15 protein-coding genes and 1 pseudogene are annotated in these 21,555 nt (G+C 47.5%); 4 read left to right on the top strand and 12 right to left on the bottom strand.

What is annotated here, in order from left to right; all coding sequences use genetic code 11:
* Window positions 1-16 precede the first annotated feature (16 nt).
* From M3630_RS16815 to M3630_RS16795, 5 genes are all read right to left on the bottom strand, one after another.
* On the bottom strand, window positions 17-1,957 hold the full coding sequence (locus M3630_RS16815) for a PTS fructose transporter subunit IIABC (RefSeq protein WP_237899702.1): 1,941 nt from the start codon (window positions 1,955-1,957) through the stop codon (window positions 17-19).
* A gap of 16 nt (window positions 1,958-1,973) precedes the next feature.
* Window positions 1,974-2,885 (bottom strand): 1-phosphofructokinase, encoded by a 912-nt coding sequence (gene pfkB / locus M3630_RS16810; protein WP_251252811.1) that lies wholly within the window; start codon window positions 2,883-2,885, stop codon window positions 1,974-1,976.
* A complete protein-coding gene (locus M3630_RS16805; protein WP_142497324.1) occupies window positions 2,882-3,637 on the bottom strand; it encodes a DeoR/GlpR family DNA-binding transcription regulator in 756 nt (251 codons plus the stop codon). Before M3630_RS16805 ends, pfkB begins: the two co-directional genes overlap by 4 nt.
* A 201-nt stretch (window positions 3,638-3,838) precedes the next feature.
* A complete protein-coding gene (locus tag M3630_RS16800) occupies window positions 3,839-4,804 on the bottom strand; it encodes an ABC transporter substrate-binding protein (protein ID WP_221868672.1) in 966 nt (321 codons plus the stop codon).
* A gap of 216 nt (window positions 4,805-5,020) precedes the next feature.
* The gene (locus M3630_RS16795; RefSeq protein WP_221868671.1) at window positions 5,021-6,520 is read right to left on the bottom strand and encodes a malate:quinone oxidoreductase; all 1,500 of its coding nucleotides are present in this window, start codon (window positions 6,518-6,520) and stop codon (window positions 5,021-5,023) included.
* A gap of 360 nt (window positions 6,521-6,880) precedes the next feature.
* On the opposite strand from M3630_RS16795, the gene M3630_RS16790 reads away from it, so the two are divergent.
* On the top strand, window positions 6,881-7,429 hold the full coding sequence (locus M3630_RS16790; RefSeq protein ID WP_251252810.1) for a hypothetical protein: 549 nt from the start codon (window positions 6,881-6,883) through the stop codon (window positions 7,427-7,429).
* Between the two features lie 38 nt (window positions 7,430-7,467).
* Here the strand turns inward: M3630_RS16790 and M3630_RS16785 are convergent, their stop codons facing one another.
* Window positions 7,468-7,914, bottom strand: coding sequence for a DMP19 family protein (locus M3630_RS16785; RefSeq protein WP_173611682.1), 447 nt, complete (start codon window positions 7,912-7,914; stop codon window positions 7,468-7,470).
* Between the two features lie 154 nt (window positions 7,915-8,068).
* Between M3630_RS16785 and M3630_RS16780 the strand changes: the two genes are divergently transcribed.
* Window positions 8,069-9,448 carry an SMI1/KNR4 family protein gene (locus tag M3630_RS16780; RefSeq protein WP_251252809.1) on the top strand — a complete coding sequence of 460 codons (1,380 nt, stop codon included), beginning with the start codon at window positions 8,069-8,071 and terminating at the stop codon, window positions 9,446-9,448.
* 92 nt (window positions 9,449-9,540) lie between these two features.
* On the opposite strand, the gene cysI is transcribed toward M3630_RS16780, so the two are convergent.
* The 5 genes and pseudogenes from cysI to M3630_RS16755 all read right to left on the bottom strand — a co-directional run bounded on the left by cysI (window position 9,541) and on the right by M3630_RS16755 (window position 15,366).
* Window positions 9,541-11,262, bottom strand: a complete 1,722-nt coding sequence (gene cysI / locus M3630_RS16775) for an assimilatory sulfite reductase (NADPH) hemoprotein subunit (RefSeq protein WP_221868669.1) — start codon at window positions 11,260-11,262, stop codon at window positions 9,541-9,543.
* Between the two features lie 33 nt (window positions 11,263-11,295).
* Window positions 11,296-13,110 (bottom strand): assimilatory sulfite reductase (NADPH) flavoprotein subunit, encoded by a 1,815-nt coding sequence (locus tag M3630_RS16770; RefSeq protein WP_251252808.1) that lies wholly within the window; start codon window positions 13,108-13,110, stop codon window positions 11,296-11,298.
* Between the two features lie 274 nt (window positions 13,111-13,384).
* On the bottom strand, window positions 13,385-14,242 hold the full coding sequence (locus M3630_RS16765; RefSeq protein WP_251252807.1) for a class I SAM-dependent methyltransferase: 858 nt from the start codon (window positions 14,240-14,242) through the stop codon (window positions 13,385-13,387).
* A gap of 138 nt (window positions 14,243-14,380) precedes the next feature.
* Window positions 14,381-14,509 (bottom strand): annotated as a pseudogene (locus M3630_RS16760) (BBE domain-containing protein); the annotation flags it as partial.
* Window positions 14,510-14,514: 5 nt separating this feature from the next.
* Window positions 14,515-15,366, bottom strand: coding sequence for a helix-turn-helix transcriptional regulator (locus tag M3630_RS16755; RefSeq protein WP_251252806.1), 852 nt, complete (start codon window positions 15,364-15,366; stop codon window positions 14,515-14,517).
* Window positions 15,367-15,491: 125 nt separating this feature from the next.
* On the opposite strand from M3630_RS16755, the gene M3630_RS16750 reads away from it, so the two are divergent.
* Both M3630_RS16750 and M3630_RS16745 read left to right on the top strand, forming a co-directional pair.
* Window positions 15,492-16,232, top strand: a complete 741-nt coding sequence (locus M3630_RS16750) for an SDR family oxidoreductase (protein WP_251252805.1) — start codon at window positions 15,492-15,494, stop codon at window positions 16,230-16,232.
* 201 nt (window positions 16,233-16,433) lie between these two features.
* Window positions 16,434-16,808 carry a hypothetical protein gene (locus M3630_RS16745; RefSeq protein WP_251252804.1) on the top strand — a complete coding sequence of 125 codons (375 nt, stop codon included), beginning with the start codon at window positions 16,434-16,436 and terminating at the stop codon, window positions 16,806-16,808.
* Window positions 16,809-16,906: 98 nt separating this feature from the next.
* Here the strand turns inward: M3630_RS16745 and M3630_RS16740 are convergent, their stop codons facing one another.
* Complete coding sequence (locus M3630_RS16740; RefSeq protein WP_251252803.1) at window positions 16,907-21,547, bottom strand: DUF8202 domain-containing protein; 4,641 nt, start codon at window positions 21,545-21,547, stop codon at window positions 16,907-16,909.
* Window positions 21,548-21,555: the final 8 nt, after the last annotated feature.

The following is a 21,555-nucleotide window of genomic DNA, read 5'->3' as shown; positions in this document are numbered from 1 at the left end:
CTGGTTCCAGCTCCTTTTACTCTACCGCATCTTTTTTCAGAACTTTTAGCATGAGTGCCGTAACCATTGTTCCGGCAAGAATGGAAACAAGGTAAAGCGGCCAGTTGCCGATTACCGGCAAAACGAATATTCCGCCATGAGGGGCTGGCAATGTGCACCCAAACAGCATCGATAACCCGCCAGCTACGGCAGAGCCAACTACGAGCGAAGGAATGACGCGTGTCGGATCAGCCGCCGCAAACGGGATCGCCCCCTCCGTAATGAAGGATGCTCCCAGGACGTAAGCGGTTTTACCCGCCTGCCGCTCTTCCGTGGTAAATTTCTTCTTGAACAACGTCGTCGCCAAAGCGATTCCGAGCGGTGGAGTCATCCCTGCCGCCATAATGGCTGCGTGAGGGGTATAGTTTCCATCAGCAATCATCGCAATCCCAAACGTAAATGCTGCTTTGTTGACAGGGCCACCCATGTCAAAGGCCATCATTGCACCCAAAATCACACCAAGGATGACGGCGTTACCAGTGCCCATGTTTTTCAGCCAGTCACTCAGCGCCGTATTGGCGGCAGCGATCGGGTCAGATACTACGTACACCATGACAAAGCCTGTAAGCAAAATCCCAAGCAGCGGATACAACAGCATCGGCTTGATACCTTCTAACGATTCCGGTAGTCCAGCCAACACTTTTTTCAATCCGACCACAATATATCCGGCCAGGAACCCTGCAATGATTCCTCCGAGGAACCCCGAGCCGGAAGTAGCCGCCAACAAGCCTCCTACCATACCGGGAGCAAAACCCGGGCGGTCAGCGATGCTCTTGGCGATAAACCCGGCCAATACCGGGATCATCAGCTTAAATGCAGTTCCTCCACCAATATCCATCAGGACTTTAGCCAGCGGATGGAAGGACGGATCGTTTGGATCAAACGCCTTGATCCCAAACATAAAGCTTAGCGCGATGATAATCCCGCCACCCACGACAAACGGGAGCATGTTGGATACACCGTTCATCAGGTGCTTGTAAAAAGCAGGCTGCTTCGCTTTTTTCTCCGCCTTTGCTTCTTGGATATCGTCCTGATAGCTGGTCCCGCCTCCGCGGTAGATGCTTCCCTTTTGCTCTACTGCGCGCTGAAGCAGTTCTTCGGTATTGCGTATCCCTTCCGCAACCGGCACTTCAATCACGATCTTGCCAGCAAAGCGTTCCATCTCCACTTGCTTGTCAGCAGCTACAATCACCGCTGTCGCTTCCTCAATATCCTGCAAAGAAAGCTTGTTTTTCACACCCCCGGAACCGTTCGTCTCTACCTTGATGGCAATCCCCAGCTCTGCTGCTTTTTTCTTCAGCGCATCGGCGGCCATGTACGTATGGGCGATCCCGGTCGGGCAAGCGGTTACCGCAACTACTTTTATCGGCTGTTTCTTTGAGGTCTCTTGTCTTTCCTGTTGCTCTTCCAGCTCCTTGCTCTCTACAACGCTTTCATTTTCGCCCTGGATTTCTTTTTCTTTGCGCGTGATAATCTCGAGAACCTGTTCCTTGGTTTCTGCGCGCGTCAGCTCCTGACGAAATGCTTCATCCATGAGCATCTGAGAAAGCAATGCCAATGTTTCGAGATGGGCCTGGTTGGCGTTCTCAGTAGCCGCAATCATGAAGAAAAGATGTGCTTTTTGGTTATCCAACGAGTCAAAATCAACACCCTCTTTGGAAAAACCGTACGCAATGCTAGGAGTTTTGACCGCTGCTGTCTTGGCATGCGGGATGGCGATTCCTTCTCCAATTCCGGTGGAGCCTTGTGCCTCGCGGGCGAGAATAGCCTGCTTCATTTCTTCCTTGCTGTTGAGCCGTCCAGCTTCGTCCAATTTTTCAATCAACTCATCTAAGACCGCTTCCTTGGAGGAAGCAGACAGAGGGAAAAGAATCGTTTCAGCTTTTAGCAAATCGGCAATGCGAATCTCGTTATTCATCGTTGAACCCCCTTTATCAAATGGCGGTTATTGTGATTTCCGGAAGAAATGCTTTTATCTTTTCATGTGTGCAGAAGCCTTCCGACAGGGCAGTCGTGCTCCCAGCGGCGACAGCAAAACGAAACGCCGCTTCCGTATCCATTCCCTGCCTATAGCCATAAAGGAAACCGGCAACCATCGAGTCTCCGGCACCGATTGAATTGACTGGTTTGCGCTGCGGAATCTGGGCGACATAGGCCGCTTGCCGATTGACAAATACAGCACCCTGACCAGCCATCGACACGATGACGTTCTGTGCGCCCATTTGCAAAGACTTACGCGCCATGTCGATCGCCTCTGCTGGTGTGGCAATCGTCACCCCAAACAGTTCCCCCAACTCATGATGATTGGGCTTGATGAGAAACGGCTCTTCCGACAAACCGGTTTCAAGCGCTTTCCCCTTTGCATCGAGGAAGATACGTACGCCCTTGCCACGCAGCCGCTTCATGATCGTCTGGTACATATCAGACGGCAAGCTTTTCGGTACGCTTCCCGCGAGTACCAGATAATCGCCGCTTTGCAAGCTGTCGATCTGTTGCATCAGCTTTTGGAGCGCTTCTTCCGGGATGTCCGGCGAGACTCCGCTGATATCCGTTTCGGTCTGCGCCTTTATTTTTAAATTGATTCTGGAATCCTGTCCGATTTGGATCAAGTCATGAGAGATGTCGGCTTGCTCGATCTGCTGTTGAATAAACGCTCCCGTAAACCCACCGACAAACCCCAGCGCCGTGCTGTTTTCCCCGAGTATGCGGAGAACCTTTGATACATTTATGCCTTTTCCGCCAGCGACCTTCCACTCTTTTTGCGCCTGATGAATGGTTCCTTGCGACAGAGCAGTGATCCACAAGTGGTAGTCAATCGATGGGTTCAGGGTTACTGTGTAAATCATGCTTTCACCACTTTAAGAGTTGATAGTCTGCCGTAAACTTGTTGTTCCTCTTCGCTCAAACCGTCATCCGTGATTACCGTGATGCCTTGCAGGTCTCCCACTTTGGCAAAGGTGACCCTGGAAAACTTGTCAGAGTCGGTCAAGACAAATCGCTCGTCAGAAAACTGCAAGGCCAGTTGCTTGACGTATGCCTCATCTGGGTCAGGTGTGGTCAGACCGTGATGCTGGTCAATGCCGTTGGTTCCGAGAAAGCATTTGTCGAATCGGTATTGACTGAGCGCAGTGATCGCATCACGCCCCACCATCGACAGTGTAGCCGCTTTCAATTCTCCGCCCAGCAGGATCGTTCTGATGTTTCGTTTGATAAGCTGAAGGGCAATGTCCACCCCGTTGGTAACGACCATGATATTTTCGTAAGGTAAATAGGGTAGCATCTGATACGTCGTAGTTCCCGCATCGATGAAAATAGAGTCGTGTGGTTTTATCAAACTGGCGGCATATTTGGCAATCGCCAGTTTCTCTCGCTCATGTTTGACCGATTTTTCCAGAATCGTCGGCTCTTCGATTTTGCTCTGTAGCACAGACGCCCCTCCGTGCACGCGTTTAAGCAAGCGCTGTTCTTCCAATTCGCTTAAATCTCGCCGGATCGTCGATTCCGATGCCCCAGTTGCTTCCACAAGCTCATGAATGCGCACAATATCTTTTTCTTTCACTAAAGCTACTATCAGTTGATGACGTTCAGGGGTTAGCATCGTATCCTCCCTTCTCCTAGTTGCACCAGGATTGATTTTGATTATACATCCAAATCCAATCAAAAACAATCATTAATAGTCATAATCAGTCAGGGATCGTTCACTCCTTCGGATAACAGACAAAGCCACCCCAAATCATCGGAGTGGCTCCCATATGAATCTATGCATAAACTTAGCTTGCCGAATGAACGCGGTCCTGACTTACTCTGCTTTCATTTTTTCAAGGACAAGCTCTATCGATTTCTCCTTGATGTGGGGGAAATCACTGATGATCCAGTGAGGAACGACATATACATGATTGTTTTTGACTGCTTTTAACTGCTTCCATAATTCGCTGTTAGTCAACTCTTGGAATCTCTTATCGGATTCTTTGTCTGGACCTTTGGCTGAATTTCCGACCTGAATGAAAATATGATCTGGATTCAGCTCCGGCAATTTTTCCATAGAAATAACTTCAAACTTTTTCATAGCTTCCACTTGCGGCAGCGGCTTCAATCCCAAATCGCGGGCAAGCGTCGCGCCAAACAGTTGATTCGGTCCGTAAACCCGATATTCTTTTGCCATGACCCGCATGTAGAGCACAGTTTCATCTTTGCCAACTTTTTTCGCCAGCTTTTTCTTGGCTTCCTCGGCTTTTTGATCATAGCGTGCCAACCATGTGTCAGCTTCCTTTTCCTTGCCAAGCATGCTCGCTAATTCACGGAAAGCAAGTCGCCAATCATCCTGGTCTGGTAAAATGATTGTGGGAGCTATTTTTGATGCTTCGTCATAAATTTTAGCATGGACTTCCCTGCCTATGATCAAATCAGGTTCTGCCTCCAGAATGGCTTCCAGATTTGGGTCATCTCCCAGATTTTTCACTCCTTCAAACGGGTTCCCCTCCATGTATTCCAAGTTCGTTTCTCCCTGGTAGGATGCCATGGCATAGGGCTTGATCCCAAGAGCGTAAAGAGAGTCTGCCAGCCGATAATCAAGCACTGCAATTTTCTTTGGCTCCCCTTTTATCGTCGTTTTTCCGGAATAGTGTTCAATGACCCGCTGTGCGGATGATTGATTATTACCGGCAGTAGACATTTGTTCCTGGCTAGCACCGCAGCCGGTGAGGAACAAGCAGCTTGCCAGAATGAAAGAAAGTGCTGCGAACAAATTAGTGCTATTCTTTTTCATAAATCAGTGTCCCCCATTCCTATCCTCTTTTTGGTAATGATAATCATTTTCATTATATCGTAGCACAGTATAGTATATTTATTTCCTTTTATTTTTTCAAGCTTTTCATCCTTGCTCTGCTTTCCTCTTGAATTTTGTCCTTTAGCCTCCTATGAAAAAAAGAACCTCCAATCCAAAAACGGATCGAAGGTTCACTGTAAGATTGCTATTAACTAATTAACTATAAGCCAGTTCCTTCTCGCTGAGACCCAGCACCTCGTCTGTCGAACGTTGAATCTCGTGGAGAAGCTCTTGGTTTTGCATGAGTGACACGCCATAAGAAGGAATCATTTCTTTGATTTTCGGTTCCCACTCTGCCATACGTTGCGGGAAGCATTTTTCTAATACCTCAAGCATAACCTGAACGGCTGTAGAAGCACCCGGAGATGCGCCTAGCAATGCAGCTACGGAGCCATCAGCGGCACTAACCACTTCTGTACCAAATTGAAGAGTACCTTTACCCGCTGGTGTATCCTTGATAACTTGCACGCGTTGGCCCGCTACCACGATATCCCAATCCTCGCTTTTCGCATTTGGAATGAACTCTCGTAGTTCTTCCATGCGCTTTTCGTGCGATAACATTACTTGCTCGATCAGGTATTTGGTCAATGCCATTTCTTTTACGCCTGCCGCCAACATCGTCATAACGTTGTTCGGCTTTACGGAAGTGATCAAATCCATATTGGAACCTGTTTTTAAGAACTTTGGCGAGAATCCCGCAAAAGGTCCAAACAGCAAGGATTTTTTGTTGTCGATGTATCTGGTATCCAGATGCGGTACCGACATTGGAGGAGCGCCGACCTTAGCTTTACCGTACACTTTTGCATGGTGCTGCTCAACCACTTCCTGATTTTTACAAACCATAAACAATCCGCTTACCGGGAAACCGCCGATATGCTTGGACTCTGGAATACCGGTTTTTTGGAGCAGATGCAAGCTTCCGCCGCCACCGCCGATAAAGACGAATTTGGCAATATGCTCTTCGATGTTACCAGTGCCCATATTGTACACTTTCAATTTCCACATGCCGTCGCTCGTACGTTTGATATCCTCAACAGCATGGTTGTAGTTAATCGAGACGTCTTTCGTCTTCAAGTATTCAAACAACATACGTGTCAAAGCACCAAAATTGACATCCGTACCAGAGTCGATTTTGGTTGCAGCTATTGGTTCATTCGATGCGCGGCCTTCCATGATGAGCGGAATCCATTCCTTAAGTTTTTCAGGGTCATCGGAGTATTCCATCCCTTGAAAGAGAGGATTGTTTGCCAGCGCTTCAAAACGCTTTTTCAAAAAGCTTACATTCTTTTCGCCTTGCACCATACTCATATGAGGTATTGGCATAATAAAGTCTTGCGGATTTTGGATGAGATTGTTTTTTACTAGGTAAGCCCAGAATTGTCTGGACAGCTGAAAATGTTCATTGATTTTAATGGCTTTGCTAATATCTATAGACCCGTCAGCTTTCTCGGATGTATAGTTCAGCTCACAGAGTGCCGCGTGGCCAGTACCCGCATTATTCCATTCGTTCGAGCTTTCTTCGCCTGCTTTTGCGAGTTTCTCAAAAACTTTGATTTCCAACTCCGGTGCCAATTCTTTCAGTAATGCTCCCAGAGTTGCGCTCATGACACCTGCACCAATCAAAATAACGTCTGTTTTTTGCTGTATGGAGCTCATAATACCCTTCCTTATCTACTGTTTTTGTAAAAAAGAAGTAGTAGCTCCTTGCCCCGTTGCAAGACGCTACGAAAACATCTTACCTTTCACAACTATAACTATATCATAGAAATTATTTATTGATTCAATTATCTATTATAATTAGAGGATTAATAACTATTTAATGTTGGTAAAAAAGGGAGGATTCCGCAAACAGTGCCTGATAAACCCGTAAAAATCATGGTCTTGCCTCAGTTTCTTGCAGGGTTTAGGATTTGGTTTGTTCTTACCAGTGAGGAGCTTACCATATAAATTTCCCGTTACCAATGGTAAAACATGGTAAAACAGATGCCTTAATCTCATATCTAAGGAGAGCTGGAGATGAACTCTTTGACCCACCTGACGAACAACATTCCGTGGCCGCGTTTGACGACAGCCTATGGCAGAGGGACGGACATTCCTCGGCTTATAGAGACCGGGCAATATGAGGAGTTGGCCAATCTAATCGAGCACCAAAGCACCTTGTGGCAGACGACGCCGTGGGTGCTGCTAATACTCTTGCAGGAGCTTGCCAAACAGCAACCAGAGCAGGTTTCTTCGCAGGAAATTCAGTTGTACTTGGCTGTAGCTTCTGCTATAAACGTGGACGAAATGGATTCGCAAAATGCGGTTGAGACCATGAACGAGCTATTGGACGAAAAGTACTTGTGGCCAGAGGACGAGGAAGACGATGAATTATGGTGGGAAGAAGAGGAGCCGCGGGGTTATGAGCAGGAAGCATTTTTCAGCTATTATTCCTTCAGTTATTTGCTGCTAAAAGATGCCATTCCCGTTTTTACCGCGATTATGAAAGGGAATGATAAGCTCGCTCCCGCTATTCAAGAGCTGCTGCTTATGCTCCAGTCAAAGGATGTTAGTACTGTCGAATAGGTATCGGAGTCTCTTTGATAGTACCCACCCCCGTCACCTTATGATGGGGTGGGTATTCCTAGCTGCTGTACATAATATCGATGGGCAACCTCTGCAATGCGATCCTGGTCTTCCCAAAAGCTCTGATCAAGCTGATCCAGCCGTTCTTCCTCTTCCTCGGTAAGGAACCGTGGAATATCCCAGAGTTGGGTGAGGCGGTTGTCCTCCGATAGATGCTCGATGCAGGCATATCCCGACTGGACGATTTCGAGTGCATGGACTGCCCCGATAGCTTGTAAGGCCCGTACCGCGTAGATATATGCCTCTTCTCCCCAGTTGCAAAAAAACTGCAAAAACCCGCCGTTATATACATCAGCTTCCAACAGCCATAAGGCGGCAATCTCTTGTTCCTGTGAGGTCAGTGTGTTCCAACCCGAAGCATTCTTTTTCTGCACAAAGGCAGCGGCAAAATCGAACCATACGTCATGGATATCCAACTTGCTCAAAATGTACGCCCCCTAAATGTTTAATCCCTTCAAGATTAGATGTGCACAAACCACACGAAATAAATTAATCTTATATGAATGCATAATGATTTGGTAGATGGTGGTAGATTCGCGTGGCTGGATCTAAAAAAAAGAATCGTTTAGGAGGTTTGCAATGGATCAGGTACTCATCGAACAATTGAATTGCTGGCATGAAGAAGACGAACACCAGCAAATTGTGGACTTGCTGCTAACCGTTCCTGAGGAGGAGCGAGAGTATGAGGCGGTCAGCCGACTGGGCAGAGCTTATAACAACTTGGGTCTATATGAAGAAGCTCTCAACCAATTAAAGAAAATTGCTGAAGCAGGTCAACAAGACCCAGTCTGGCACTTTCGGGTAGGCTATGCCCTCTATCATTTGAAAAGATTTGAAGAGGCGGCACAGTCATTCCGTACCTCAGACAAGTTAGAAACCGGTAATCAGAATACTGAATCATGGTTAAGGTGGAGCTTGCAAAAAGCGGAGAAGCAGCAAAGACAAGAACTTCGGATGGCAGCCAAAAGGGCAGCGGCTGTTGAAGGTTCAGCATCGGAGGAAGTTCCTTTTTCAAACATGTCACTTGAAGACTTTTGGGATGACAGCGAGTACGCGAAAAAGGCATATCAATCCGCGCCACCCACGGATGAACTGATCGCATCGATTGAGGAAGAGCTGGGATACAAGCTCCCTGCCTCCTATCTTGCACTAATGAAGCAACAAAATGGCGGCGTTCCGAAGAACACGTGCTTTCCAACAGAAGACCCTACCTCCTGGGCTGAGGATCACATTGCCATTACGGGTATTCTGGGCATTGGTCGAGAGAAAAGCTATTCGCTCTGTGGAGATCTTGGCAGTCGATTTATGATTGAGGAATGGGGATATCCCGACATTGGAGTCGTCATCTGCGATTGTCCTTCAGCAGGTCATGACGTAGTGATGCTGGATTACCGGGCATGCGGTAGAGATGGTGAACCCGAAGTCATCCACGTCGATCAGGAAAGCGATTATGAAATTACGTTCTTGGCTGAAAATTTCGAGGCGTTTATCAGAGGCTTGGTGAGCGAAGAAGAATACGATACCTCCGAGGAGGACAAGGAAGCGGCTCTTTACAAAGTAGCCCACGGGAAATTCTCTTCTTTGCTGGAGGAGCTGTGCACGCCCGTATCGGAAGTGGAACAAATTGAACAGAAAATACGCAGCATTTGTACACGGATTGTAGAGGAAAAAGGCTTTTTCTCTTTTCATGCGGATGAACTCTCGTATCTGATGTACGATGTGCAGTTTTGGCTATACACAAAGTCATACCCCGATACCACTCGTGAACAGTACCTCGCTGTCTATGAGAAAATGATTGCCTTTGGCGGGGAATTCGGTCAAGGCGGCTATGCTCCGGGCTGGATTAGCGAATGGCTAGATCGTCGCAAGGAGGAAGGCCGGATCGTACAGGAAAATGGACACATCCGTTTTACAGATCAGTTCGCTGCGGAAGTGATTCAGCAGCTGCGAGAAGCCTAAAATACTTGGGAAGCAACAAAGAGCCCACATGGTCGCGGGCTCTTCTTTTTATTTCCACTGATTGCGAGCGAATCCCTGATTGCTATGCTGTACTACTCATGAAAATCGAGCCCTGATCTGACCTCTTTCACATACCCTGCCCGAATGACGAAATCTCCGAAATGTTCGCCTTCCTCACGTTCTTTCGCATACCGATTTAAGATCGGCCGCAGTTCATTCAGTATTTCTGCTTCTCCGATGTTTTCACGATACAGCTTGTTCAATCGATTCCCGGAGAAACCACCGCCCAAATACATGTTGTATTTACCGACAGCCTTCCCAATAAAAGAGATTTCCGCGAGTGCAGGTCTTGCGCATCCATTTGGGCATCCTGTCATGCGAATGACGATCTCCTCATCACGCAAACCCGCCTCATCCAAGATCAGCTCGATCTCATCCAGCAATGTAGGCAAATAACGCTCTGCCTCAGCCATCGCGAGTCCGCAAGTCGGCAACGAAACACAAGCCATGGAGTTTCTCCGCAGTGCAGAATAGGCAGCTCCATCGGTGAGCCCGTATGCTTGAATGATCTGTTCAATTTCCGGCTTCTTTTCACTGGTGACATTTCCAATGAGGAGATTCTGATTCGGCGTCAGGCGGAAATCCCCTGTATGCACCTTGGCAATTTCCCGCAGTCCGGACTTCAGGAGGTAGTTGTCCTCGTCTTTTACACGGCCATTCTGAATGAAAAGGGTAAAATGCCAGTTATCGTCGCTCCCTTTTACCCAACCGTAGCGATCGCCATTATGCTCGAAGTGATAGGGGCGTGCCTGCTCCAGCTCCCAGCCCAGTCGCTGCTCCAGTTCATGGATAAACCATTCGATACCACGGTCGTCGATCGTATATTTGAACCGAGCGTGCTTTCGTACCGCGCGATCTCCGTAGTCTCTCTGGATCATGACCGTTTTCTCGGCGACCTCCAATACTTGTTCCGGTGTAACGAAGCCGATTACCCGCGCCACCTGCGGATACGTTTTGGGATCGCCGTGAGTCATTCCCATTCCGCCTCCGACCGCAACGTTGAAGCCCAGTAGTCGACCTTCCTCATGAATGGCGATAAAGCCCAAATCCTGTGAAAAAACGTCAACATCATTGGCAGGCGGTACGGCAATGCCGATCTTAAACTTGCGCGGCAGATAGACAGGGCCGTAGATCGGTTCTTGCTCTACCCCATCCCGACTGTCGACAACCTTTTCCTCATCCAGCCAGATTTCATGATAAGCGCGGGTTCGGGGGTCCAGATGATTGCTTATTTTTTTGGCCCACTCGTAAACCTCTTGATGAACTTCCGACTCGTACGGATTTGGATTGCACATGACATTGCGGTTGACGTCCCCACAAGCAGCCAATGTACTTAACAAGGCCTCGTTTACTTCTTGAATCACCTGCTTCATATTCCACTTAATCACGCCATGCAGTTGAAAAGACTGACGAGTCGTCAGGCGAATCGTCCCATTCGCAAACTGCTGGGCGATATCGTCCATCATGAGCCATTGCTCCGGCGTGACAACGCCACCAGCGGCACGCACACGCACCATAAATTGATAGGCCGGCTCCAGCTTCTGTTTGCTCCGTTCGTTGCGAAGATCCCGGTCATCCTGCATGTAGCTACCATGAAATTTCATCAAGCGATTATCATCCTCAGGAATCGACCCAGAAATCCTGTCTTCCAGCGTTTCCGCCAGACTTCCCCGCAAGTAATCGCTTCGGCGTTTAATGTCCTCTACATCGCTGTGAGGAGCACTGTTTGGCGAAAGCAAATGATTTTCTGACATGGTTACATCTCCCCTCTCATTCTTTCTCAACACTCAGTAGACATCTCGCTGATAGCGTTTTTCCTGCTGCATCCGTTTCAAATACGCAACAGCTTCCTCTGAATCAAGTCCGCCCTCTTGTTGAAGAATGCTGACCAGGGCAGCGTGAACGTCGTGCGCCATCTTTTTCTCGTCTCCGCATACGTAAACGTGCGCCCCATCCCGCAGCCATTGGTAAAGCTCCTTACTCTTTTCAAGCATCCGGTGCTGAACATACACTTTTTCGCTCGTATCTCGAGAGAACGCGACATCCATATGCGTCAGTACGCCCTGTTTGAGCCAACGCTGCCATTCGAGCTGATAAAGAAAATCTGTGGAGAAATGCTGGTCGCCAAAGAAAAGCCATGTCTTGCCCGTCGCTCCAAGCTCCTCCCGTTCCCCCAGAAAAGCGCGGAATGGAGCGACACCCGTTCCGGGACCGATCATAATCAGCGGAATGTCCGGGTTAGCCGGTAGCTTAAAGTTGGGGTTATGCTGAACAAATACTGGCAGCGTATCACCCGTTTCCAAACGATCCGCGATATAGCTGGAGCAAACGCCGTAGCGATCTCGGCCATTAGCCTGATAGTGAACATTGCGAATTGTCAGATGAACTTCGTCCGGGTAGGACTTTAAGCTGCTTGAGATCGAATAGAGGCGCGGCGGTAGCTTTCTCAAGATGGAGACAAATTCTTTGGCAGGCACGCCCTTCAAATCGTAGTCCTCCACCAGATCTAGCAAATCGCGATTTCGAACATAATCACGAAGCTTTTGCTCCTGTCCTTCCGCAAGCAGTTCCTGTAACCCGGTTCCTGATGATAGCTTTCCTGCTTGTTCCAAGAGAGGCTTGGTGAGAACCGTGATTTCATAATGACTGGACAAGGCCTCTTCCAACGGGAGCTCTTCCCCGTTTTTGTTTATCGGAACAAGCTCTTCCGGCTTCCAACCCATTGCGTCAATCAGCTCACGGACAAGGCCAGGATGATTTTTAGGATAGATCCCCAAACAATCACCCGGTTCATACTCAAGATTGGAACCCTCAAGGGAGATTTCCAAGTGGCGGGTTTCCTTATCTGATCCCCGTCCGTTCAGATTCAAGTTCTCCAAGACCACAGCCTGAAATGGATTGGATCGTGAATATTCGGTCTGTGACCCTGACCCGCTCACGATTGCGCTTGCAGCAGCAACTTGGGTCGCCGTAGTTTCGCCGAGAGAAGCCAGGACCTGATTCATCCATTCAGAGGCTTGTTCATCGTAATCCACATCGCAATCGACCCGTGGAGTTAGACGCTTGCCGCCTAGCTCTTCCAACCGCTTGTCGAACTCTTTGCCAGTTTGGCAGAACAATTCATAGGAGGTATCGCCCAATGCCAGCACGGAAAAACGCAAGCCCTCCAATTTAGGCGCTCTTTTGCTGTGCAGGAACTCATGGAAGGAGATGGCGTTATCGGGTGGTTCACCATCCCCGTGTGTACTTACCACGACAAGCAGGTTTTCAACCTTTTTCAACGCATTCGTCTTGAAGTCGCTCATAGAGGAAAGAGTTACGTGGAAGCCGTGCTCCTGAAGCTTTCCAGTCAGCACCTTGGCCAGCTTTTGGCTGTTCCCGGACTGAGACCCGAAAAGCACTGTCACCTCTTTGGAAATGACTTGCCCATTCGTAGCTGAAGTGGCTTGAAACCCAGCGGACATCGGTGCTTCCACTTTGTGAAGAGCTGCAAGATACCCGCTCAGCCAAACCTTTTGCACCTCCGAAAGCGTGGGCAACAACCGATTTAGGAGCTCTACTTGTTCCTGACTGAAAGGACTGTCTGTCACCTTAAGTACCAACGATATGCACCTCACACGAGAAAAAATTAATTCCGAGTAATCTTATATGATTATTTACTTTAAGCTACCACAGCGAGTAGAACCCGAGCAATTGGAATTCGTTATTGTCATCATAAGTTTTACTAATCGTTGGAAAACAGCATATAAAAGCCCGGTCCACAGAGTAGGAGCCGGGGTGGTGCCATAGAAAAAGCTACGGTTATCTGAAAGACACCGTAGCTAATCAAATAGAGTTACATGCAGTTTCCTATCCCTACCAAAATAAGTCTCGACTCTATGTAGTGGCGATCAGGAATTCTTCTCCGCTTGGCAGTGAAAGACCATCGGTGCGGCCAGTAAAGTAGCGCTGGTTAAGTTCTGCGGAGGAAACATGCCGGACTTCTCGAAAACCTGCTTCGCGGGCCAGCGCCAGCATCTCCGGCGGTGTGAAAAAGCTAATAAAAGGCGTGCCGCTTGACCGCGCTCCCTTTTCTGCCTCTTCAACTTCGGGCCGCTTCTTAGTTTCTGTAAAGTTGAAGGGGAGCAAAAATGTCATAGCCAGCGTGGAGCCTGGAGCAAGCGTCGCTACTTGACGCAGCGTAGCCACAATCGCATCCTGGGTAAGGTACTGGGTGACACCAGTGGATGCTACCACAGCTGGTCGGCTAGCATCAAAGCCGGAGTTCTTGAGTTGCTCCCACCAGGACCAGTCTGCCTCGAAGTCAACAGGCGCAAATCGTAACCACTCGGGGATGCCAAAGCCCAGCTCGCTCAAGCGTTGCTTCTTCCAACCCTGTGTGTCTGGCTGATCGACCTCGAAGATCCGCATCTGAGAGGCGATTTTCGGTCGGCGCTGAGCAAAGGTGTCGAGGCCAGCGCCGAGGATGACGTACTGGGTGACGCCTTGCCCGAGCTGTTCGGTGACCAAATCCTCAATAAAACGAGCACGGGCCACAATAGATGCTCGAAATCCGCTAGTGCTTCCAGGGTCCATGTCGGGACGTTGGCGCCAGTCGTCTTCCGGGGCCACCAGTCGCAGACCGATCTCGTCTTCCAACACATGTGGTGGAGAATCGATCTGTGCGTGCAATGCCCGCCACAACGCGACCCGCACCGCTGTATGGTCTGGTACCGTAGGTTGCTTTTCATGCATGGCTGCTCTCTCTCCTATCGATTCATCTATTCTATGCTTCATACAAAATGGTCTGATTTTAATATGCTCCTATTTAATCGGACAATCCTGACCAATAGCAATTCAATACTTCCAGACCATCCTACTCCAAAGACTCGCCTACACCTTGTCTCTGCTTCTCTGGGCAAAACGAAACACATGATGCGGATCGTACGTTCGCTTCACCTGCTTCAATCTGGCAAAGTTCACACCATAATACGCCTTAGGCCAGTTCTTGATCTGCAAATCTTCTTTCATGCTAAACGAGACTCATCTATTAGATCTTCTAACTGTTGATCAGTCCCAGTGTTTTCGATTGGTGTATATACCCTCATCACGAAGTCAGCACTTTCAGGCACGGCAAAAGAATTGTAACGAAAACTCAACAGGCCAGCTTTAGGATGATGTATAACTTTTTCCCCTGTCGAAGTCCCGGATACATCATGTCTTCGCCACCACATTCTAAACTCCTCACTGTGTTCACACAATTTGTCAACCAATTCCCGATACCACGAATCATTCATGTACAAGGCGTATCGGCTTCTAAAATGAGCCAACAGCATCGTGGCGACGTTTTCCCAATTAACAATGCGAGCCTCGTTATCCTTCATCATGAAGACTCTCCAAAGTATATTTCTCTCGAGCTCTGCTATCTGATTAAAGTCTCCGCAAAGCGTACTTGTCATTTTGTTCCATGCCGTTACGTTCCAGCGTCTATCGATGACATAGGCAGGGTAGCTCCCCATCCTGTCGAGAATTTGCTGCAGGGCAGGAGAAATTGATTCGCCTGCTGTGACGTATGGAACTACAGAACAATTAGCCAATACAAACAAATGATTGCGCTCGTCATGGCTGAGTTGGAGCGTCCGCGCCAAGCTCTCCAGCACTTGTTCCGACACCTGAATATCCCTTCCCTGCTCCAATGCCGTGTACCATGGCAAAGAAATCCCTGAGAGAGTCGCCACTTCTTCCCGCCTAAGACCAGGCGTACGACGACGTGCAGTTTCAACATGTAATCCCGCCTCTTGCGGGGAAAGGCGTGAACGACGGGTCCGGAGAAAATCAGCTAGCTCCCTTCGTCTTCTTTCATCATTCATGACGATCATACACCTCTATATCCTAATAGAATTTATACTACTTTTCCGAATCGTACTGTAAATACAGAGCTATTTGTCAGTTTATGAAGCTGATTATAATCCACTTATCACCGACAGTGAAGGAGGACGATCTTATGAGAAATCTGGAACTTTGCAGTACTTTGAAAGGCAAGCGTGTTATCCTGCTCGGAGGAACTTCCGGAATTGGATTTGCGACAGCGGAAGCCGCTGCGCGGGAAGGGGCATCTGTTGTTGTAGTATCCAGTCGAAAAGAGAGAGTTGACGATGCTGTCTCGCGTCTCCCCCAAGGTACGGAAGGATATGTGGTTGATCTATCAAATGAGGAGCAGATTCGCGTATTTTTCAGCCGTATTGGTGAATTTGATCACTTGGTTTTCACCGCTGGAGAGCCATTTCAGCCTGAAAATCTCAACACGGTCGACATGGACAAGGCGCGCCAATTCTTTAACATCAGGTACTGGGGTGCAGTTATGGCAGCGAAATATGGCTCGGAGAAAATAAGGCAGAATGGTTCCATTATTTTCGTTTCCGGCGCTGCTTCAGTTCGACCTCCAAAGGGATTGACTATCGGAGCCAGCATTTGTGGTGCTATCGAGTCTCTGACAAGGGCGCTAGCCGTCGAACTGAGTCCGCTTCGTGTCAACGCCATATGTTTCGGATTAATGCGTACTGAATTATGGGACAACATTCCTGAGGAAGAACGAAACACCATGTACGAGACTGTCGGGAAATCCCTCCCCGTTGGCCGAGTGGGTGAACCCGAGGACGCGGCTGAAGCGTTTCTCTATTTAATGCGTGAGAAATACTCCACTGGCCAGGTCATTGTCGTAGATGGCGGTTCTACGCTGGTATGACAACGAATCCAATCAGCTTTAATTGGCGAGATCCCCTCATAATCGAGGGGGATTTGCCATGTCCCAGATCGCGGCAACGAGTACGTTAAAGAAGCCGGATACCCATGAATGATCCTGTTGAGGTTTGCAAAAACTGAGGCACATCCCATTGTGCTACAAAGCGAACCCCATTAGTATATTATGGAAGGGGGTAGGATTCCGTTGAAAACAGCGAGTGAGATACTTTCGATCATCAGTCATGACCGTTTTTTAGAGAATGTCTTCCATCAAGATGTTGATTGGGACGCTGAATTAGATTCTAGGGATGCTGTTGAATTTGATACGGCATGGAGTTCTAGTTACAAAAAAGTTGATGAAATTGCCCCCTCTGAAAATACCGTGATCAGAGAAATTAGGGAATTTGTGTTCAAGCAAACTTTTCGGATCACCCAGAATTCAGAGCTGGCAGGGTATGCGTCAGATGACTTTGGTCTTATTTCCAAGGCGTTTGAAAACAAGATCAATATTGAATTTATCAATAACCTATGGGATTCCTACCTGCAAGGGAATTTCCCGAATTGCAGTATATGTGAATGAATCTTCATACATAGCGATTATGAGAGTAGTCAAAAAAGACCGGAGAAGCATATAAAATATGCACTCCGGTCTTCTTGGATTAGGAAAGAGAGTTCCTTTTACTTTTTGGTTGCTGCTTCAATATCTTTGTACGCCCAATGAGTTGGAGGTACATCCGGCCAGCTTTGTCCTATTACTGAACTTAATTGCGAATGGTTCAGCAAACGATTGATGATGGTGACCGTTTCTGCTCGAGTCAATGTCTTTTGGGGTTGGAATGTACCATCAGGATAGCCGGCCAAGTAGCCTTCTTTACTTACTGCCGCAATAATCTGAGTTGCCCAGTGATCTGCTGGCACATCGTAGAAGTTGTTCGGCATGCCGTCTCCATTTAATCCCAGATATTTGTATACGATGGTCGCCATTTCCGCGCGCGTGATTCCGCCTCCCGGATTGAACGTACCATTTGCATAACCGTTCATCAGACCTGCTTCATTCGCTCTTCTAATCGCATCTGCCGCCCAATGCTGGTCGGCTACGTCCATAAACATTCCGCTTGCGGATGTAGTCTTGACCATTCCTGTGTTTACCAAGATCATGGCCATTTCTGCACGGGTTACTTGGCGATTTGGATCGAAGTTTCCGGTTGGATAGCCGTTCATGTAGCCTGTTTGGTCGTTTTTCTCTTTTGCTGGCTCACTTGGCTTCGGTTCTACATAACTGGAGCTGCCTCCAGTAAAGAACGGGTTTTGAACTTGATTTGTGCTTTCCCGGTCTTTTTTCCGTTCTTTATCCCGGTCTCTGTCTCGTTCGTCGACAGATTCTAAACCTCTTCTTGCTTTTTTAAGCTCAGCCAGTGCTTCGTCTACCTCGTCCTGGGTTGCATCAGGATCTTCCAGTACTTCATTTGCTCGCTTCAATGCTTTCTCGAGCTTTCTCCAACTTGAAGATGTATAGTCATCTTCATCCAAATCTTCATCGTCGATCTCATCTACTCTTGCTTGCAGCTTCGATTTGTCGACGGTAGGTGTAGGCTCATCTGGTTTTCTCAAACCTTCTCTGGCCTTTTTCAATGCCGAGAGCGCTTTGTCTACTTCTTCTTGGGTTGCATTTCGATCAGCCAGAACCGTATCCGCTTTTTCTAATGCTTTTTGCAGTTCATCCCAGCTCTCGCTTGTGTAGTCTTCACCCGAAAGATTCTCGGATTCGATTTCGTCCGCTTTTGCTTGCAACTTCGTTTTGTCGACGGTAGGTGTAGGTGTAGGCACGCTTGGTTTTTTCAAACCTTCTCTGGCCTTTTTCAATACCGAGAGCGCTTCGTCTACTTCTTGCTGGGTTGCATTTGGATCAGCCAGTACTTCATTCGCTTTTTCCAACGCCTGTTTCAGTTCTGCCCAGCTCGCGCTTGTGTACTCTTCTTCCTTCAAGTTCTCAGCCTTGATTTCATCTGCTTTGGCTTGCAGCTTCGTTTTGTCGACGGCAGGCGTAGGCTCGTCTGGTTTTTTCAAACCGTCTCTCGCCTTTGTCAGTGCCGCCAGCGCTTCGTCTACTTCTTGCTGGTTTGCGTTTGGATCAGCCAGTACTTCATTCGCTTTTTCCAACGCCTGTTTCAGTTCTGCCCAGCTCGCGCTTGTGTACTCTTCTTCCTTCAAATTCTCAGCCTTGATTTCATCTGCTTTTGCTTGCAGCTTCGTTTTGTCGACGACGGGTTGAGTTGGTGTTGTATCTACGGTAATAGACTTGGTCGCTTTGGCTGACTTGCCGTCTACTGTCGTCGCTGTTACCTCAACGGTGTACTCACCATCTTGTAAATCTTGGGTAGGTATAAACGTCCAGTTGCCTTCTGTATCAACTGTTACTGTTGGAGTATCTATTACATTGCCAGCTTTGTCTTTAATCTCGACGGTCACCGTAGATCCCGCTGTTGACGTTCCTTTGAACTCCGGTTTCTTTACAGTGACTCGATCTGCACTTGGTTCAGTAATCGTAATTGTCGCCCCAGAATCCTCAACATTTTTGTTAAATGGATCTACTGGAACACCGTTTGTACCTTTTAAGTTCCCCAAGCCATCATAGGAAATGTTTACTGCTTTATCGGAAACATTCGTACCTGCTGGCAAGGTGATCACTAGCTTTGTAGCATCATTTTCGTCAACTTTGAAAGTGAGACCACCGTTTTCTACAGCTGTACCATCAACTGTAATTGTAAATCCAGTTAAATCGGTTAACTCCACTCCTCGATCAAACGTCACCGTTATTTTATTGCCATCCGCTACTGTTTCTTCAATTGTAGCAGCTGTTGGTACGGGTACAGTTGCGGCAATCGTAAAATAATTGCCATTAGCAAATTCAGCACTATTAAGTGTTGCTGTGCCATCTGTTAGTGGATGGAATGCATCGTTCTGATCGAATTGCTCATCCTCACTAACAACCAGATACAAAGGCCACTCGGAAGCGCCTGCTACTTTGTCTACGTGCAGCGTAACGTCTGTATCTTGCCAATTCGTTTTCTCTACTTTATAGGTGCGTCCAATACGTTTTAGACTTTCTGTATCTTTTGTTATTGGCGTCTCGAATGTAACGTCTCCACCGTTATCGCTAAAAACAAAGAATGATTTATCTTCTGCAATCGTGTTGGTATTCTGGGCATTCGTCTCTCGAATCGCATTGCCTATTGCAAGCGTGACATTGGCACCGTCAACCTGAGATTTCGATTGCTTTTGATACAAAGCACCTGCTTCATCACGACCGATCCCTGTGATGCGGTTGCCGTAGCCAGTGTTGTTGCTAGCTTTCCACATCGTTGAGCCATTGCTAGCAACATAATCAATCGGAGCATTATTTTCATCTTTCAATGTCAATCCGTATTTTAAAGCAAGGTAACTGTTGACTTTGTTTCGGTCTTCATCAGTCAATTTACGGTTATAAAGGATCGTTTCAGACATCTTCCCGTAAAAGCGACTGTTATGACCTGCACCAAAATAATAAGGTTTACTTCCGCTTGTTATCGGAGATGCAAAGTTGGGAGTATTACTGTTTGTCGCCTGTAATACTTTTCCATTTAGCGAAAGCGCCCAATCATTTGGAGCACTCCAGATGTTTAACATCGCTCCATTTTTTAATTGGTAATCACCGACGTCTACGCTCAAGCTACCTTCGTCTCTACCGAAATATGAACTTATGGATTTTCCATTATTAGCTCCATAAACAACTGCAGCTGTGTGTTTTCCTCCAAACTCCCATGGAAATCCGCTATATTTGTCACTTGCCTGGACGGAGAATATTTCCCGAGCCATAGCAGCATTATTATTAAAATCAATGGAAGAGCGGGTATAATACCCTTTATTTGAGTCAATTTGGATTCCGCTATTAAAATTCAGAGCGTTAGGCACATTGTCATTGGTACTAGCACCGCTTGGCATCCATGCTCCGCGATCTGCCAAGTCTGTTAATTGGTCGATTTGGTTTCCCGAAAGCACAGCACTGCGTTCTACATCAACCCAAGAGAGTAAGCCTTCACTCACCCCACCTGGCCCTTGCGTAGGTACCACAGCGGAGATCGTTCCCGTTGCAATCGCGCCACCAACAGCGACTGCTCTTACGTCAGTTGCATCTAAAACATTATCAGGAGCAAAGTAAACGGTCACTTTTCCTTCGCCGTCTGTTCTTACCATTGACCAGTCTGTGATTGGGTTGCCATCCGCATCTGTCCAAGTTCCTACTTTACTGTTTGTCAATGTAATCGAAACATCAGCGGCTGCAGACCTGTCAGGGTTGTACGCGGTAACAACTACTTTGTGTTTCCCTGGCTTGTCCGATTTCTCCACTGTCATGTCAATGGATGATGGCGCTTGTCGATAATCACTCGAACCCTCTGGGGTACCGAAGTTGTCTCCAATCGGTGCAAAGTCGTTGACGAAATACCAGCTCAAAATTTCATGCGATTCGTACCAGCTTGAAGTGGAACCAGTGAAACCAGCATAAATTCCCTTTGTGTCACCAAAAATCCCCTTTAGATTGATTCCATTCGCATTAATCAAGGGATCGCTTGGTTTGCTCGCTGAATCGTTCAAGTACACCTTTACATTACTGGATGCACCATCATAATCAATCCAGGCATAATACGTGTTCCCATTCGCCAAAACAAACTTCGGGTTACCGGATTCATCCTTAATATCGTTGAGATTCTTGTACCACGACGGATTGTCATTTACCAAATTTCCATTATAGGCAATTCCAATATAGTTGTTTGATGGATCGAGAAATTTTTGTTGATTATAATTGTTCAGATAGGTGTCAAATTTTATGCCTAGACTTGGACTAACTCCTGCTAGCCCCAGATTGCCACCAAAACCGCCCAATTTTGTAGGGTCCCCCACGATGGCAAAGGTCATTCCATCAGCGGTATTCGGCAGATTACCGTCAATCCGAAATGAAAATCCTGTGCTAAATGAAAACTCTTCATGCGGTTGGAAGAATTGTTTGTTAAAAACGCTGCCGGTTTGACTTGCTTGCTTCGGAGTCACAACCAATCTTCCATCAAGGATTGTCGAATTTCCATTTAACTGAAATAGTTCTTGCAAAGATGGATTTGAAAAATCATTAATGTCAAACTTGTACGTTAACCACTTGATAGATTCAGCCGCCTGCACTCTCTCAGGCACTCCTGCCATGGAGAAACTACTTGTTACTAGCGCCAACAAAAGCATGAACGCTAGTGGACGTTTCCACCAATTACGCAGCTTCGTAATTGTTTTCATTGCCCTTT

It is taken from the genome of Brevibacillus sp. MER 51 (genome assembly GCF_023714195.1).
Classification (GTDB): domain Bacteria; phylum Bacillota; class Bacilli; order Brevibacillales; family Brevibacillaceae; genus Brevibacillus.
This window is presented reverse-complemented; position numbering and strand designations above follow the sequence as displayed.

What these genes read in the sequence shown, in the direction of transcription:
- M3630_RS16740 (WP_251252803.1), bottom strand. Translation starts at nt 21,547, where the DNA reads ATGAAAACAATTACGAAGCTGCGTAATTGGTGGAAACGTCCACTAGCG.
- M3630_RS16795 (WP_221868671.1), bottom strand. Translation starts at nt 6,520, where the DNA reads ATGAGCTCCATACAGCAAAAAACAGACGTTATTTTGATTGGTGCAGGT.
- cysI (WP_221868669.1), bottom strand. Translation starts at nt 11,262, where the DNA reads ATGTCAGAAAATCATTTGCTTTCGCCAAACAGTGCTCCTCACAGCGAT.
- M3630_RS16780 (WP_251252809.1), top strand. Translation starts at nt 8,069, where the DNA reads ATGGATCAGGTACTCATCGAACAATTGAATTGCTGGCATGAAGAAGAC.
- pfkB (WP_251252811.1), bottom strand. Translation starts at nt 2,885, where the DNA reads ATGATTTACACAGTAACCCTGAACCCATCGATTGACTACCACTTGTGG.
- M3630_RS16765 (WP_251252807.1), bottom strand. Translation starts at nt 14,242, where the DNA reads ATGCATGAAAAGCAACCTACGGTACCAGACCATACAGCGGTGCGGGTC.
- M3630_RS16755 (WP_251252806.1), bottom strand. Translation starts at nt 15,366, where the DNA reads ATGATCGTCATGAATGATGAAAGAAGACGAAGGGAGCTAGCTGATTTT.
- M3630_RS16790 (WP_251252810.1), top strand. Translation starts at nt 6,881, where the DNA reads ATGAACTCTTTGACCCACCTGACGAACAACATTCCGTGGCCGCGTTTG.
- M3630_RS16815 (WP_237899702.1), bottom strand. Translation starts at nt 1,957, where the DNA reads ATGAATAACGAGATTCGCATTGCCGATTTGCTAAAAGCTGAAACGATT.
- M3630_RS16750 (WP_251252805.1), top strand. Translation starts at nt 15,492, where the DNA reads ATGAGAAATCTGGAACTTTGCAGTACTTTGAAAGGCAAGCGTGTTATC.
- M3630_RS16800 (WP_221868672.1), bottom strand. Translation starts at nt 4,804, where the DNA reads ATGAAAAAGAATAGCACTAATTTGTTCGCAGCACTTTCTTTCATTCTG.
- M3630_RS16805 (WP_142497324.1), bottom strand. Translation starts at nt 3,637, where the DNA reads ATGCTAACCCCTGAACGTCATCAACTGATAGTAGCTTTAGTGAAAGAA.